The organism is Ochrobactrum sp. P6BSIII, from assembly GCF_014138065.1.
GTDB lineage: Bacteria > Pseudomonadota > Alphaproteobacteria > Rhizobiales > Rhizobiaceae > Brucella.
In genome coordinates this window covers 151509-167188 of the sequence record NZ_JACGXB010000002.1, presented here as the reverse complement: position 1 = coordinate 167188, position 15680 = coordinate 151509, and the positions used below count along the sequence as shown (strand labels likewise).

Here is a 15680-nt window from a genome sequence, read left to right as displayed (position 1 = left end):
ATGGCGGACGCGGATGCGATCATCATCGGCGCGGGGTTGGCTGGCTTGGCCGCAGCGAACGAACTGACCAGCGCGGGCAAAACAGTCATCCTTCTGGAACAGGAAGGCGAAAACTCCATCGGCGGTCAGGCGTTCTGGTCGCTGGGCGGCCTGTTCATGATCGACACGCCCGAGCAACGCCGTCTTGGCATCAAGGACAGTTTCGATCTTGCCGCGCAAGACTGGTTTGGCTCAGCACAATTTGACCGCCCGGAAGACCTCTGGCCCCGGAAATGGGCCGAAGCCTATCTGCAATTCGCAACCGGTGAAATGCGCCCATGGCTGCGCAGTCTTGGCATGCGCTGGTTTCCCGTTGTCGGCTGGGCCGAACGCGGCGGCGCACTCGCCCACGGGCATGGCAACTCGGTGCCGCGTTTTCACGTCACATGGGGCACGGGCCCGGGCGTCGTGGCCCCGTTTGAACAGCGGCTGCGGGATGCAATGACAAAAGGCCTTGTCACCCTGAAGTGCCGTCATCGTGTCAGTCAGATCACCAGCGCGAACGGACGCATCACCGGCGTTTTCGGTGAAGTGCTGGCCCCCTCCACGGCGGAACGCGGGCAGCCAACTTCCCGAGAGGTTATCGGCGAATTCGCATTTGGCGCTGACAACGTTATCGTAACGTCCGGCGGCATCGGCGGCGATCCGGAACGCGTGCGCCGGGCATGGCCGCGCGAAAGACTCGGCAATCCGCCGAAAGACATGGTGCTGGGCGTACCGGCCTATGTGGACGGGCGCGGCATCGATATGGCGGTGAACGCAGGCGGGCACGTCATCAATGCCGATCGCATGTGGCACTACACCGAAGGTTTGCGCAACTGGAACCCGATCTGGCCCAATCATGGCATCCGCATTCTGCCCGGCCCTTCCTCCATGTGGTTCGATGCGCGCGGCAACCGTCTACCGGCTCCCTATCTGCCCGGTTTCGACACGCTCGGCACACTCAAGCACATTCTCTCCACCGGCTATGATTATTCCTGGTTCATTCTGACCGAGAAGATCATCCGCAAGGAGTTTTCACTGTCCGGCTCCGAGCAAAATCCGGACCTGACCGGCAAAAGCTGGAAACTGCTGCTGAAAAGTCGTCTCGGCAAAGCCCCGCCGCCGCCCGTCAAAGCCTTCATCGATAACGGTGCCGATTTCATCACCGCCAAGACGATTGAAGAACTGGTCGCAGGCATGAACAATTTGAGCGGTGAGAAACTGCTCGATGTGCGACGCATTCGCGACCAGATCGAAGCGCGGGACCATGAAGTGGTCAATCGTTACACGAAGGACGCGCAGATCATGGCGATCCATAATGCGCGCGCCTATATCGGTGACCGGCTGACGCGCGCCGTACCGCTTCATGCGCTGCTGGATCCGGCCAACGGCCCGCTGATTGCCGTCAAGCTGCATATTCTGACCCGCAAGACGCTGGGCGGTCTGCACACCAATCTCCAATCGGCAGTTCTGGGCGAGGACGGCGAACCGGTTCCCGGCCTTTATGCGGCAGGCGAAGCTGCCGGATTCGGCGGCGGCGGGTATCACGGCTATAATGCGCTGGAAGGCACATTTCTTGGCGGCTGTATATTCTCCGGGCGGGCGGCAGGCCGGGCAGTCGCTTCAATCTGACTTGCCAGATACCTTCTATAAATACCTGCAACCAACTGATTTAATAAAATTTTCGACCAAGTTTCAGCCAGCGAACCCGTGGCATTCTGTCCCGTTTTCTATATGAGATTTTTATATCCCGGCTGGTTTCCCTGTCTCGAAACCCTATGCCGTAAGGTCACATAATCCCTGCATGGCAAAAGCCTTCACAACAGGGAGCCCCGCAAGGGGACGACATTATGGACATCGCCGTCCTGGCAATCGGCATCGGCTTCTTCGTTCTGCTCTTCGGCTATCTGCGCGTCTGCGAAAAGCTTTGAGGACGTAACATGCTGATCGAATATATCGCTGGCGCTTTGGTCGCCATCTTCATCGCGATCTATCTTCTTTATGCGCTCATTCGACCGGAGCGGTTCTGACCGGCCAGCGAATAGCGGCCCTGTAGGGGCTTGGGAAAAACCATGACAATCAATGGATGGATACAGATCCTCGTCTTTTGCGGGATCATCATTCTGCTCGTAAAGCCGCTTGGCGGCTATATAACGCGTGTCTTCAACGGCGACCGGACATTCCTTTCGCGGGTTTTCGTGCCTGTCGAACGCGGGCTATATCGTCTTGCGGGCACTGGCGAGCGCGAGGAACAGCACTGGACGAGCTACACTGCCGCCATGCTGCTGTTCAATCTGGCCGGGTTTCTTCTGCTTTATGCGATGCAGCGGTTTCAGGGCGCGCTGCCCTTCAACCCCATGGGCATGAGCAACGTGCCCGCCGACCTCGCCTTCAACACTGCCACCAGTTTCGTGACCAATACCAACTGGCAGAATTACGGCGGCGAAAGCACCATGTCCTATCTGACCCAGATGGCCGGACTGACGGTGCAGAACTTCGTCTCGGCTGCGACGGGCGTGGCAATCGCGATAGCGCTTATCAGAGCTTTCTCGCGCAAATCAATGAAAACGCTTGGTAATTTCTGGGTCGATCTCACGCGCTGCACGCTCTATATCCTGCTGCCAATCTGCATCGTGATGACGCTTGCCTTCGTCGCACTCGGTGTGCCGCAAACGCTCGGCGCTTATGCGCAGGCCACGACGCTGGAAGGCGCGCGGCAGGTCATTGCGCTTGGGCCGGTTGCCTCGCAGCTGGCAATCAAGATGCTCGGCACCAATGGCGGCGGCTTCTTCAACGCCAATTCCGCGCATCCGTTTGAAAACCCCGACGCCATCTCCAACATGATCCAGATGGTTGCGATATTCGCTATCGGCGCATCGCTGACCAATGTCTTTGGCCGTATGGTTGGTAATGAAAAACAAGGCTGGGCGATCTTTGCGGCCATGGGCGTGCTGTTCGTTGCAGGCGTGGCCATCTGCTATTGGGCAGAAGCTGCGGGCAATCCGCTGATCCACGCGCTCGGCATCGACGGCGCGAATATGGAAGGCAAGGAAGTACGTTTCGGCATCGCCATGTCCTCTCTGTTCGCGGTGGTCACGACTGCTGCATCCTGCGGCGCGGTCATTGCCATGCATGACAGCATGATGGCGCTCGGCGGTATGATCCCGATGATCAACATGATGCTCGGCGAAATCATCATCGGCGGTGTCGGTGCAGGTTTTTACGGCATCATCCTGTTCGTCATCGTGGCGATTTTCGTTGCTGGCCTGATGGTTGGTCGCACGCCTGAATATCTGGGCAAGAAGATTGAGGCCAAGGAAGTCAAGATGGCGATGCTGGCCGTGCTGTGCCTGCCGCTGTCGATCCTCGGCTTCACGGCAATCGCCTCCGTCATTCCGGCAGGCTTGAGTTCCATTGCCAATCAGGGACCGCACGGCTTTTCGGAAATCCTCTACGCCTATACGTCGGGCACCGCCAATAACGGCTCCGCATTCGGCGGACTCTCCGGCAACACGCCCTGGTACAACATCACCATCGGCCTTGCCATGCTGATGGGGCGCTTCCTCGTCATCGTTCCCGCCATGGCCATTGCCGGATCGCTGGTCGCCAAGAAGATCGCACCGCAATCGGCAGGCACCTTCCCGACCCATGGTCCTTTGTTCGTGGGCTTGCTGATCGGCGTCATTCTGGTTGTCGGCGGGCTGATCTTCTTCCCTGCGCTGGCGCTGGGACCGATCGCCGAACACCTCGCCTTGGTCCAGGGAAAGACCTTCTGATGCTGAAACCGTCGAGTTGCATTCTGTCGATCCTTGCCGTGATGCTCATCCTGTTTCTCGCCATCCGGCTGATCTGAGCGTCCGCTTCGCAAAACATCTACTGGAGCCTCGTTATGAGCCAGTCCAAATCCGCGAGCATTCTTGATGCCCGCATCCTTATCCCGGCGGTTGGCGATGCCTTCCGCAAACTGAACCCGAAAAGCCTCGCCCGAAACCCGGTCATGTTCGTTGTGGCCGTCGTTTCCGCCCTCACCACGGTGCTGCTTGCAAAAGACATCGCGACCGGTGGGGCCAGTGTCGGCTTTTCGTCGCAGATCGTGCTGTGGCTCTGGTTCACAGTGCTGTTCGCCAATTTTGCCGAAGCGGTTGCCGAAGGGCGCGGCAAGGCACAGGCGGAATCGCTGCGCCGCACGCGCAGCGAAACACAGGCCAAGCTTCTGAACGGCGATAGCAAGACCGATTACAAAACCGTCGCTGGAACAAGCCTCAAGGTCGGCGATATCGTTCTCGTCGAAGCGGGCGACATCATCCCGTCCGATGGCGAGGTGATCGAGGGTGTGGCTTCGGTCAATGAAGCCGCCATCACCGGCGAATCCGCACCTGTCATCCGCGAATCCGGTGGCGACCGTTCCGCCGTCACCGGCGGCACACAAGTCCTGTCCGACTGGATCAGGGTGCGCATCACGGCGGCTCAAGGCTCGACTTTCATCGACAAGATGATCAGCCTCGTGGAGGGCGCCGAGCGCCAGAAAACCCCGAATGAGATCGCGCTCAACATCCTGCTGGCAGGCATGACGCTGATCTTCGTTCTGGCCGTGGTGACGATTCCAAGCTTCGCGACCTATGCGGGCGGCTATATCCCGGTCATCGTGCTTGTCGCCTTGTTCGTAACGCTGATCCCGACCACCATCGGCGCTCTGCTGTCAGCCATCGGCATTGCAGGCATGGACCGTCTGGTGCGCTTCAATGTGCTGGCCATGTCGGGTCGGGCGGTGGAAGCAGCAGGTGATGTCGACACTTTGCTTCTCGACAAAACGGGCACGATCACGCTCGGCAATCGTCAGGCAACCGCCTTCATGCCGGTGACAGGCATCAGCGAACAGGAACTGGCCGACGCCGCACAACTGGCCTCGCTTGCCGATGAAACGCCGGAAGGTCGTTCCATCGTGGTTCTGGCCAAGGAAAAATATGCCATTCGCGGTCGCGATATGCAGAACCTGCATGCGACTTTCGTGCCCTTTACCGCACAGAGCCGCATGAGCGGTGTCGATATCGACGGCTCGTCCATTCGCAAGGGCGCTGTGGATGCCGTGCTGAAACATGTGGGCCAGAACCGTGCGACCGAAGAAAAAGTCACTCACGAACTGCAAGCCATTGCCGATACGATTGCAAAATCCGGCGGCACGCCGCTGGCCGTGGTCAAGGATGGCAGGCTGCTTGGTGTCATCCATCTCAAGGATATCGTCAAGGGCGGTATTCGCGAGCGTTTTTCCGAATTGCGGCGCATGGGCATCCGCACGGTGATGATCACCGGCGACAACCCCATGACGGCAGCGGCAATTGCGGCTGAAGCAGGCGTGGATGATTTTCTGGCGCAGGCAACACCGGAGAACAAGCTGGCGCTGATCCGCGAAGAACAGGCCAAGGGCAAACTCGTCGCCATGTGCGGCGACGGCACCAATGATGCACCAGCGCTTGCACAGGCCGATGTGGGTGTCGCCATGAATACCGGCACCGTGGCGGCCCGCGAGGCAGGCAATATGGTCGATCTCGACAGCGATCCGACGAAACTCATCGAGATCGTTGAAATCGGCAAGCAGCTTCTGATGACGCGCGGCGCGCTGACGACCTTCTCCATCGCCAACGATATCGCGAAATATTTCGCGATCATTCCGGCCATGTTTCTGGCGTTCTACCCGCAGCTCGGCGCGCTCAACATCATGAACCTTGCCACGCCGCAAAGCGCCATTCTCTCGGCCATCATCTTCAACGCGCTCATCATCGTGGCGCTGATCCCGCTTTCGCTGAAAGGGGTGAAATACAAGGCTGTCGGCGCGGGTGCCCTGCTCTCGCGTAACCTGCTCATCTACGGCCTCGGTGGCGTCATCGTTCCGTTCATCGGCATCAAGGCCATCGATATGGCCATCGTTGCCCTTGGCCTCGCATAAGGATTTTCACCCATGTTGAAACAACTTCGTCCCGCATTGGTCATGATCGTCGCGCTTACCGTCATCACCGGGTTCATCTATCCGCTCGGTATGACCGGCATTGCCCAGGCAATCTTTCCACAGCAGGCCAATGGCAGCCTGATCGAGAAGGACGGAACGGTCATCGGTTCTGAACTGATCGGCCAGAATTTTGCCGGTGAGCGTTATTTCCACGGTCGTCCATCCGCCGCAGGCAAGGATGGTTACGATGCATCGAGCTCCGGCGGCTCCAATCTCGGCCCCACCAATCCCGCTTTGATCGAGCGGATCAAGGGCGAGGCGGAAACCTTGAAACAGACAACGCCTGACACCGCGATCCCTATCGACCTCGTGACCACCTCGGCCAGCGGTCTCGACCCGCATATTTCGCCGGAAGCAGCCCTTTATCAGATACCCCGTGTCGCCAAGGCGCGGGGCATCAGCGAAGCCGCCCTACGCGGCATTGTCGAGCAGCAAGTGGAAGACCGCGAGCTTGGCTTTCTCGGTGAACCTGTGGTCAACGTCCTGAAACTCAATCTTGTTCTGGACAGAACCGCAGCTAAATAAAGTAGAATACGGGCGGCGCAAACGATGCCGCCCGCTTCGCAGGAGCATTATCATTGATGTCGGACGACATACGCGCTGACAACACACGGCCCTCTCCCGATGCCCTGCTCGAACAGGCGGAGCGCGAAACGCGTGGCCGCCTCAAGATATTTCTGGGCGCAGCGCCCGGTGTCGGCAAGACCTATGAAATGCTGATGTCCGGCAGGGCGCGCAAAGCCGATGGCGTCGATATGGTTATCGGCGTGGTCGAAACCCATGGCCGTCGCGACACTGAAGCCTTGGTTGACGGGCTGGAAGTCATCCCCCGCGCTCTTGTTGCCTATCATGGCCACGAACTGGAAGAGATGGACATCGACGCCGTGCTGGCACGCCGTCCGCAGCTGGTTCTGGTGGATGAACTCGCCCACAGCAATGCGCCGGGCAGCCGTCACCCCAAGCGTTATCAGGATGTCGAGGAAATCCTCGCGCAGGGGATAGACGTCTACACCACGCTGAATATCCAGCATGTCGAAAGCCTGAATGATGTGGTGGCGCAGATCACGCGCATTCGCGTTCGCGAGACCGTGCCGGACAGTATCATCGACCGCGCCGACGATATCGAGCTGATCGACCTCACGCCCAGCGATCTCATCAAGCGGCTCAATGACGGCAAGGTCTATCTTCCCAAGACGGCCAAGCGTGCAATCCGCAACTATTTCTCGCCCGGCAATCTGACGGCGCTCCGCGAACTGGCGCTGCGGCGCACTGCGCAGCGGGTAGACGAACAGCTTCTCACCCATATGCGCGCCCACGCCATCGAAGGTCCGTGGGCAGCGGGCGACCGTATTCTCGTTGCCGTTGATGAACGGCCACGCAGCGCATCGCTGGTGCGCTATGCGCGCCGTCTGGCCGATCGGCTGCGCGCGCCCTGGGCGGTCATTCACATTGAAACGCCGCGCTCTGCCAATATGTCGGAGGACGAAAAAGACCGGCTGTCTGCAAGCATGCGCCTTGCAGAGCAGCTTGGCGGCGAGCCGATCATCATTCCCGGCCAGTCGGTTGCGGAAGACATTATCCGCTATGCCAGCACGCATAATTTCACGCAGGTGGTCGCCGGCAAATCAGCCAAGCCACGCTGGCGCGAAATTGTCGAAGGCTCGGTCGGGCACGAACTGATCCGCCGGGCGGGCGCTATAGATGTGCACATCACGGCGGGTATCGACCAGGAAGCGGCCAGCACCGCCCGCAAGGTCAAGACCGCCGCCCCATCGGCAAGCCTGCAAATTCTACCCTATGCAATCGGCACGGCAGTCGTCGCAGCCGCGAATGGCGTCGGGCTGCTGCTCGACCAGTTTCTTGATGTTCGCAGCATAGCGCTGGTCTTCGTCGTCGGCGTTCTCGGCGTTGCGGTTACGCTTGGTCTGTGGCCAGCGCTGTTCGTTTCCATCATCAGCGCCTTCGCCTATAATTTCTTCTTTCTGCCACCGCTTTACACGCTGTCCATTGCGGACCCGGAAAGCGTGGTGGCCCTCGTCTTCTTCCTCCTCGTCAGCTTTGTAGCCAGCAATCTGGCAAGCCGCGTGCAGCGTCAGGCGGCATCGGCACGGCAGCGCGCGCGCATGACCGAGGATCTCTATCTTTTCAGCAAGAAACTCGCAGGCACCGGCTCGCTGGACGATGTGCTTTGGGCTACTGCCTTCCAGATCGCTTCCATGCTGAAGGTGCGTGCGGTCATCCTGCTGCCGGAGCGTGAGAGCATCGCGGTGCGCGCCGGATATCCACCGGATGACACACTCGACGATGCCGATATCGCCGCTGCCCATTGGGCTTGGGAGCACAATTTGCCCGCTGGACGTGGTGCCGATACGCTGCCCGGCGCACGCCGTCTTTACCTGCCGCTGCGCACGGCGCGAACTTCGGTCGGTGTCATCGGTCTCGACAATGACCGTCAGGGACCGATCCTCACGCCCGAACAGCAAAGACTGTTCGAAGCGCTGGCCGATCAGGCCGCCATCGCCATCGAGCGCGTGCAACTGGTGGAAGACGTCGAGCGCGCAAGGCTTGCCGCCGAAACCGACAAGTTGCGCTCCGCACTTCTCACCTCGATCTCGCACGACCTTAAAACCCCGCTCGCGGCCATCATGGGTGCCGCCACCACATTGCGCGAATATCACGGCTCTTTGCCCGCTGAAGATCAGGCCGATCTTTATCAGACCATCGTGGATCAGTCGGAGCGCCTCAACCGCTTCATCGCCAATCTTCTCGACATGACCCGTATTGAAGCGGGGGCTATGGAGCCGAACCTCTCTCCGCATTATATCGGTGATATCGTCGGCGCCGCCTTGCACCGGGCCGCAAAAATTCTCGCGCGTCATGCGGTCCGCGTATCAGTGCCCACCGATCTGCCGATGCTGCGGCTGGATGCAGTTCTGTTTGAACAGGTTCTGTTCAATCTTCTCGACAATGCCGCGAAGTACGCGCCGGAAGCCTCTGAAATTGCTATTGAAGCACATATCAGCGGAACGCGGCTTATTCTGGAAATTGCCGATCAGGGGCCGGGCATTCCCGCCGATGACCGGGAACGGATTTTCGACAGCTTCTATCGCGTTCGCAAGGGCGATCACGTTCAAGCAGGCACGGGCCTTGGCCTGTCCATCGCGCGCGGTTTTGTCGAAGCAATGGGCGGCACTATCGCCGCTCGCAATCGCAGCGACCATGACCTCAATCGGTCTGGCGCAGTCTTCGTCATCTCACTGCCGCTTCCATCCGGCGACGCTGAAACGGAAACAACGCAATGAACACGCAAAGCGTCAAAGTGCTGATCGTCGATGACGAACCCCCGATCCGCAAACTCCTTCGGGTCGGGTTGACCACCGAAGGTTACACGACCGTTGAGGCCGCCAATGCCACTGAGGCGATAGAGAAGATCGAGGCTGAAAGCCCCGATCTTGTGCTTCTCGACCTTGGTTTGCCGGACATGGACGGCCATCGGCTCCTGCTGCAATGGCGGCACGAAGGGCGCAACCTGCCCATCCTCATTCTTTCAAGCCGCACCGACGAGGTCGGCATCGTCAAGGCGCTGGAACTCGGCGCCGATGATTATGTAACCAAGCCCTTCGGCATGCGCGAACTTGCCGCGCGCATCCGCGTCGCGCTTCGTCACAAGCTGCAACAGCAGGGCGAAAAGCCGATTTTCCAGAGCGGCGGTCTTTCCGTTGATCTGGTGCGGCGCATCGTCAAGGTCGAGGGCAACGACATCAAGCTGTCGCCCAAGGAATATGACATTCTCCGCCTACTGGTGCAGCATGCGGGCAAGGTTCTGACCCATCAATATATTCTCAATCAGGTCTGGGGCCCGGCGGCAGATGTGCAATATTTGCGCATTTATGTACGTCAGCTTCGCCAGAAGATCGAAGCCCTGCCCGACCAGCCGCAATATATTCTCACCGAAACCGGCGTTGGCTATCGCCTGCGCGAAGCGGACGCCCTATAATCAGAAGGACGCTGAGAAAACCGGTAACGGAGGTATTCGATGGTCGAGCTGACGAACAATCTGGACAATCTGGAATTCATCATTGCGAAGGCGCGCGAATACGATGTGCAGGTGCCTGCGGTGGACGAAGACTCCGGTTCCAATCCCGGCGACGACAGAGACGTCGATATTCTCGATGCTTCACTCGACAACCCGACCCGGAAAGAGCTTTTCGCCGCTATTCGTTCCCTGAATGAAGACCAACGCATCGAATTGCTGGCCTTGATGTGGGTTGGACGCGGCGATTTTTCGCCCGAGGAATGGGACGAGGCCCTGTCTACGGCAAGCGACCGTCATAATGGGCGCGAGGCAAAATACCTGATCGGAACACCGCTTCTGGGCGATTATATCGAGGAAGGCCTTGTGTCGCTCGGCATTGATGTCGAAGCCTACGATAATGAATAAGAAAAATTGATGATTCCATCCGTCCTTCTGTTTTGACGCTGCCATATCCGGGCATTAAGGTTGCCCGCAAATGCAAACAGGTTCGTTATCGACCAGCTTGCCAGACAACATATGGGAATTCAAAACCGACGGAGGAATGCGCCATGCTTCAGAAGAACCTGGTTCAGAAAACGGATTTTTACATCGACGGCGCCTGGCGCGCTCCAATCGATGCCAAGAGCATCGAAGTCGTCAATCCGGCCAATGAAAAGCCCTATGCGGTGATCTCCGGCGGTTCGGCTGCCGATATCGATCTCGCGGTTGCGGCTGCGCGCAAGGCTTTCCCCGCTTGGGCCGAAACGCCTGCGAAAGAGCGTATCGCCTATATCCGCCGTATCGCCGAAATCTATGATTCTCGCATGGATGAAATGGCCAAGGCCATTTCGCACGAAATGGGTGCGCCGATTACGCTTGCACGTGAATCCCAGGCTGCTGTTGGCGTGTCGCACATCAAGGCGTTTGTCGCAGCCTTCGAGAATTTCGAGTTTGAAGAAATTCTTTCTCCGAAATTTCCAAACCAGACAATCGTGCATGAACCTATCGGCGTTTGCGGGCTGATCACCCCGTGGAACTGGCCAATGAACCAGATCGCGCTGAAGGTCATTCCCGCGATTGCGGTCGGCTGCACGGTCGTGCTCAAGCCGTCCGAAATCGCGCCGATGTCGGCCATGCTGTTCGCCGAATTTGTCGATGCAGCTGGTCTGCCAAAGGGCGTGTTCAACCTCGTCAATGGCGAAGGCCCGGTGGTCGGCGAAGCCCTGTCGCAGCATCCGGATGTGGACATGATGTCCTTCACCGGCTCGACGCGTGCAGGCACGGCGGTTTCTCGCGCCGCAGCGGCAACCGTCAAGCGCGTTTCGCTGGAACTCGGCGGCAAATCGCCAAACATCGTCTTTGCCGATAGCGATCTGGAAAAGACCATCGAACGCAGCCTCGCCCATTGCTTCGAGAACACCGGTCAGTCCTGCAATGCGCCGACACGCATGCTGGTTGAGCGCTCGGTCTATGACAAGGCCGTCGAGTTTGCCAAAAAGGTAACCGAAGGCACCAAGGTCGGTGATCCTGCGGAAGAAGGCGATCATATCGGACCGCTTTCCTCGTCGATCCAGTTCGAAAAGGTCCAGAAGCTCATCCAGAAGGGCATCGACGAAGGCGCACGCCTTGTTGCTGGCGGCACGGGCCGTCCGGATGGCTTCACGGAAGGCGACTTCGTCAAGCCGACTGTCTTCGCCGACGTGAACAACGACATGACCATCGCGCGCGAAGAAATCTTCGGACCGGTGCTGGCCATGATCCCGTTTGAAACGGAAGAAGAAGCGATCGCCATCGCCAATGACACGCCTTACGGCCTTGCCGCCTATATCCAGACCGGCAGCCCGGAACGTGCCAAGCGCGTTGCGCGCAAGCTTCGCGCTGGCATGATCCAGATCAACGGCACGTCCCGCGCTCCGGGCAGCCCGTTCGGCGGATACAAGCAGTCGGGCAATGGTCGCGAAGGCGGTAAGTGGGGTCTTGAGGACTTCATGGAAGTGAAGCTCATCAGCGGCTGATCGTTACCAGCAAATGTGAAAAATGAAAAAGCGCCGCTAAACGGCGCTTTTTCTTTATAAAACTTGCTCTTCGGCCCGGAGGATCAAGCAACCGGCGTGGATGGCAACAAGGCTTGCAAAGCATCGTAACACGCCAGCACCGTTTCCATTTGCGCGGTGTGGCCTTTGACAAAAGCGCTGCCATAGATCGTCTCATCCGGATATTCGGTGATGAGCGTCAGCGGTACCGTATGGCGATCATCGACGCCGACAAGGCACGGGAAGCCGTTGATGATGCGGAAGCCCGTCTCGCCTGCATGCTGCTCGAAAAGCTTGATCTGGGCATTATTGTAAGCAACCAGACCATCAATCGCGGCCAGATGTTTCGTCACGCGGTCGATCAGTTCTTCTGCTTCCTTTTCCCAGGAGGCATGGTGACGGATGATCAGGAAAAAGCCCTTCGGCAGCGTCCACATGGCAAAGGAACGCGGCACATAGCCGGAGAGCGGACGCGTCCATTCATGCGACGGGTAACCGTGCAGGTTGACGTGCAGTTTCGCGTCAGTCCGCTTTTCCGCCTCGACGCGAATGGCTTTTTCGTAAAGCCCCTCGCCGCTGCGATATTCCAGATCATCACCCAGCGCCGTATAGCGCGCCGCGTGATGCATGTGGTGCGGCTGAAGTGCACAGAGCCGCTTGTGTATCTCGTATCCGTCCGGGTTTTCCTGCGGGGAGATCGTGAAATGCGCGCCTTCACGCGCCGCAAGCCGGTTGGCTGCGCGCAACGCCCCGACAACACCCGTCGTCTCATTGGCATGCTGACCGGCGCTGATCATCATCGCGGCATCGCTGCCGTTGCGATACGTCGCGCGCACCGTTCGGCCAGAGCGGGTCTTGGCGTCGAATGGCTCACCGCCCAGTCTGGCGATTTCACGGCGGATCTGATCGGCGGAAAGCGGCGCTTGCGCCGTTTCCAGAACTTGCTCTGCCGTCAATGCATCATCGGTGGAAAGCGGCCGCGTTTCCACTTTGACGGACGGTTCGGCATCGCGGAAGCGGACTTCCGGCACGATCTGGCCCGGTTGCAAGCCACGGTCACCGACCGGGCGACCGGACTTCTTCTGAAAAACTTCCAGCAGCGAGAAATAGATATCCTCGTGCATGGCTTCGGTGAGGCTCAGCGTCTCCTCGTCGTAAGGCAGGCGGCGGTCGGTGATCGGCAGGCTGACTGCGATGTTCAACTCATCGAAATAAGGTTCGCCGCGCTTCCAGTCATGGGCGGCGATGCTCGAGACGGCGTCATGAAACAGCTTTTCATAGGATGTCTCATAGCGCGCGTTTTCGGTCTTGCCGTCCTGTGTGACGGTCAGCCAGCCGGTTGGCGACACCAGCGTTTCACCGATGAAATCCACATGCACGCGGTTGGGCGCGAAAACCCGATGGCTCTCGCTCTGGCCATCCGCAAAGACCAGATCGACCTCATAATGAAAATCATCTTTGCCCGAAGCTGCGAACGTCACCTCCACCTTCGGCAGCAACGCAGACAAGGGATAGGTTTCGAGCAGAAAACGGTTCTGTACGCAGGCCTCATGACGCGGATAGCGGATTGCAGCAGACTTCAGCGCTGCACCATCCACTTCCTCCAGAAAGAAGTGCAGGAGCGGCTTATAAGCCGAATGCAGCCGCGCCTCGACGCCTCCCTCGCGCAGCGTCGTTTCGGCGGCAAAGCGGCTCGGCTGATCATCGAACAGCCATGCTTCCACCTTCGCGCCGCGCATTTCCGCTTTCAGAAAGTGCTCGACAAGCGCATGAACGGTGCGCGGATAGGTTTTCTCAAAAAGCACGCTCATCGGGAAGTCCTGCCAGTTGGGTCGAGGCTGTCACGCAGCCAGTCGCCAAGAAGATTGAGACCAAGCACGGTGAAAAGAATGGCGAGGCCCGGGAAAATGCTCACCCACCATGCGGTCTGGAGATAGGTGCGCCCGTCGGCCAGCATGCCGCCCCAGCTTGGAATGGTCGGATCAACACCAAGGCCGAGGAAGGTCAGGCTTGATTCCAGCAGAATATTGTTGGCCACATTGAGCGTCATCAGCACGATGACCGGACCAAGCAGGTTCGGCAGCAGATGCTGGAAGATGATGCGCCAGTCCTTCACGCCGATAGCGCGGGCGGACAGGATGAACTCGCGCTCGCGCAGCGACAGCACCGAGCCGCGCACCAGTCGCGCATATTGCACACATTGCGAGACGATCAGCAGGATGATGGTGTTGAACAATCCGCCGCCCAGAATGGCCATGACCGTAATGGCAAGCAGGATAAACGGCATCGCCAGCTGCACATCGACAAAGCGCATCAGCGCCATGTCCCAGAAGCCGCGATAATAACCGGCAACAAGGCCCATGATGGTGCCGATAACCACGGAGCCAATCACCGAAACGAAACCGACAAACAGCGAAATCTTACCACCCGTGATAACCCGCGCCAGCACGTCGCGGCCCAGCGGATCGGTGCCGAAAACATGGGCCGGATTGACGAATGGCGGCGTCAGGCGCGCCACAAGATCAATCTTGTTAGCGCCGCCCGGAAACAGATAGCCGGAGAAAATCACGGCCAGACAAATACAGCCGGTCAGCACGACACCGACGATGAATTCGAGGCTCGCAAAACGCGAAAACAGAACGGATGAGGTTTTGGTTGCCATGGGTCCTACTCCGTGCGGATACGCGGATCGACAAGGCCATAGGCGATGTCCACGAGAAGATTGACGCCGATGATCAGCATGGAAAGGATCGCGATGGTGGCCTGCAAGACAGGATAATCACGCCCCGCCACAGCGTCGAAGGCAAGCGTGCCCATACCCGGCCAGTTGAACACACGTTCCACCACGACGATACCGCCGAGCAGACCGCCAAACTGAAGGCCGAGATAGGTGATCAATGGAATGGCGCAATTGCGCAGTGCATGCTTGTAGAGCACCTTGTTTTCACTCAGCCCCTTGGCGCGCGCCACCATGATATATTGCGATTGCAGCGTTTCCAGCATCGCCGTGCGCACAAGGCGGACATTGGTTGCCGTCAGGATGATGCCCATGGTGAGCGCGGGCATGATGAAGCTTGCAATGCCGCTCATGCCGCTTGGCGGCAGCCATTGCAGCGTGATGCCGAACAGCAGCACCAGCATGGTCGCCAGCCAGAAGTTCGGGAAGGACAGACCCACCAGCGAGCAGATGCGGATGAGCTGATCGGCCCATTTTCCACGCGACACCGCAGCCTTGATGCCAAGTGGCACGGAAATCACGATGGAAACGAACAGCGAGGCAAAGGCCAGCATCAGCGTGGCGGGCAGAGCGCCAGCGACGAGCGTGGAAACCGGCGTACCGCCAAGGAAACTGCGGCCCAAATCCATGGTGAACAGTCCTTTGAGGAACTGCCAATATTGAACGAAGAACGGCTGGTTGAGACCGAGACCTTCGCGGATGCGTGCGAGATCGGCTTCGGTGATGCTGCCCGCACCTTGCGTCAGCATCAATGCCGGATCGCCTGTCAGGCGGACCGCGAAAGCGACAAGCAGCGTCATCGCGACAAGCACGAACAACGCCTGCAAAATTCGTTTGATCAGAAATCCGGCCACCAGTGCGCCTCCGAAA

Annotated in this window: 12 protein-coding genes; 9 read left to right on the top strand and 3 right to left on the bottom strand. The window is 58.9% G+C overall.

Annotation, left to right across the window (positions count from 1 at the left end):
• From FHW00_RS03090 to FHW00_RS03050, 9 genes are all read left to right on the top strand, one after another.
• Positions 1–1653 carry an FAD-binding dehydrogenase gene (locus FHW00_RS03090; protein WP_078336842.1) on the top strand — a complete coding sequence of 551 codons (1653 nt, stop codon included), beginning with the start codon at positions 1–3 and terminating at the stop codon, positions 1651–1653.
• 308 nt (positions 1654–1961) lie between these two features.
• Positions 1962–2051 carry a K(+)-transporting ATPase subunit F gene (kdpF, locus tag FHW00_RS03085; RefSeq protein ID WP_078336841.1) on the top strand — a complete coding sequence of 30 codons (90 nt, stop codon included), beginning with the start codon at positions 1962–1964 and terminating at the stop codon, positions 2049–2051.
• A gap of 42 nt (positions 2052–2093) precedes the next feature.
• On the top strand, positions 2094–3797 hold the full coding sequence (kdpA, locus tag FHW00_RS03080) for a potassium-transporting ATPase subunit KdpA (RefSeq protein WP_078336840.1): 1704 nt from the start codon (positions 2094–2096) through the stop codon (positions 3795–3797).
• A 113-nt stretch (positions 3798–3910) separates the two neighbouring features.
• On the top strand, positions 3911–5965 hold the full coding sequence (gene kdpB, locus FHW00_RS03075) for a potassium-transporting ATPase subunit KdpB (protein ID WP_078336839.1): 2055 nt from the start codon (positions 3911–3913) through the stop codon (positions 5963–5965).
• A 12-nt stretch (positions 5966–5977) separates the two neighbouring features.
• Entirely contained in the window at positions 5978–6550 is a 573-nt protein-coding gene (gene kdpC / locus FHW00_RS03070) for a potassium-transporting ATPase subunit KdpC (protein WP_078336838.1), read from the top strand.
• Positions 6551–6606: 56 nt separating this feature from the next.
• Complete coding sequence (locus FHW00_RS03065) at positions 6607–9327, top strand: sensor histidine kinase (protein WP_113533422.1); 2721 nt, start codon at positions 6607–6609, stop codon at positions 9325–9327.
• On the top strand, positions 9324–10022 hold the full coding sequence (locus FHW00_RS03060; RefSeq protein ID WP_078336836.1) for a response regulator transcription factor: 699 nt from the start codon (positions 9324–9326) through the stop codon (positions 10020–10022). The genes FHW00_RS03065 and FHW00_RS03060 overlap by 4 nt, the downstream gene beginning before the upstream one ends.
• A 39-nt stretch (positions 10023–10061) precedes the next feature.
• Entirely contained in the window at positions 10062–10466 is a 405-nt protein-coding gene (locus FHW00_RS03055) for a DUF3775 domain-containing protein (protein WP_078336835.1), read from the top strand.
• A 143-nt stretch (positions 10467–10609) separates the two neighbouring features.
• The gene (locus tag FHW00_RS03050; RefSeq protein ID WP_078336834.1) at positions 10610–12055 is read left to right on the top strand and encodes an aldehyde dehydrogenase family protein; all 1446 of its coding nucleotides are present in this window, start codon (positions 10610–10612) and stop codon (positions 12053–12055) included.
• Positions 12056–12138: 83 nt separating this feature from the next.
• Here FHW00_RS03050 and FHW00_RS03045 read toward each other — a convergent pair whose 3' ends face one another.
• Genes FHW00_RS03045 through FHW00_RS03035 form a run of 3 tightly spaced genes read right to left on the bottom strand, consistent with a single transcriptional unit; the run spans position 12139 to position 15664 of the window.
• Positions 12139–13884, bottom strand: a complete 1746-nt coding sequence (locus tag FHW00_RS03045) for a peptidase M14 (protein WP_078336833.1) — start codon at positions 13882–13884, stop codon at positions 12139–12141.
• Complete coding sequence (locus FHW00_RS03040) at positions 13881–14735, bottom strand: ABC transporter permease (RefSeq protein WP_078336832.1); 855 nt, start codon at positions 14733–14735, stop codon at positions 13881–13883. The genes FHW00_RS03045 and FHW00_RS03040 overlap by 4 nt, the downstream gene beginning before the upstream one ends.
• 5 nt (positions 14736–14740) lie before the next feature.
• Positions 14741–15664, bottom strand: a complete 924-nt coding sequence (locus FHW00_RS03035; protein WP_113533509.1) for an ABC transporter permease — start codon at positions 15662–15664, stop codon at positions 14741–14743.
• Positions 15665–15680: the final 16 nt, after the last annotated feature.

What these genes read in the sequence shown, in the direction of transcription:
- kdpF (WP_078336841.1), top strand. Translation starts at nt 1,962, where the DNA reads ATGCTGATCGAATATATCGCTGGCGCTTTGGTCGCCATCTTCATCGCG.
- kdpB (WP_078336839.1), top strand. Translation starts at nt 3,911, where the DNA reads ATGAGCCAGTCCAAATCCGCGAGCATTCTTGATGCCCGCATCCTTATC.
- FHW00_RS03090 (WP_078336842.1), top strand. Translation starts at nt 1, where the DNA reads ATGGCGGACGCGGATGCGATCATCATCGGCGCGGGGTTGGCTGGCTTG.
- FHW00_RS03040 (WP_078336832.1), bottom strand. Translation starts at nt 14,735, where the DNA reads ATGGCAACCAAAACCTCATCCGTTCTGTTTTCGCGTTTTGCGAGCCTC.
- FHW00_RS03050 (WP_078336834.1), top strand. Translation starts at nt 10,610, where the DNA reads ATGCTTCAGAAGAACCTGGTTCAGAAAACGGATTTTTACATCGACGGC.
- FHW00_RS03055 (WP_078336835.1), top strand. Translation starts at nt 10,062, where the DNA reads ATGGTCGAGCTGACGAACAATCTGGACAATCTGGAATTCATCATTGCG.
- FHW00_RS03065 (WP_113533422.1), top strand. Translation starts at nt 6,607, where the DNA reads ATGTCGGACGACATACGCGCTGACAACACACGGCCCTCTCCCGATGCC.
- kdpC (WP_078336838.1), top strand. Translation starts at nt 5,978, where the DNA reads ATGTTGAAACAACTTCGTCCCGCATTGGTCATGATCGTCGCGCTTACC.
- kdpA (WP_078336840.1), top strand. Translation starts at nt 2,094, where the DNA reads ATGACAATCAATGGATGGATACAGATCCTCGTCTTTTGCGGGATCATC.
- FHW00_RS03060 (WP_078336836.1), top strand. Translation starts at nt 9,324, where the DNA reads ATGAACACGCAAAGCGTCAAAGTGCTGATCGTCGATGACGAACCCCCG.
- FHW00_RS03045 (WP_078336833.1), bottom strand. Translation starts at nt 13,884, where the DNA reads ATGAGCGTGCTTTTTGAGAAAACCTATCCGCGCACCGTTCATGCGCTT.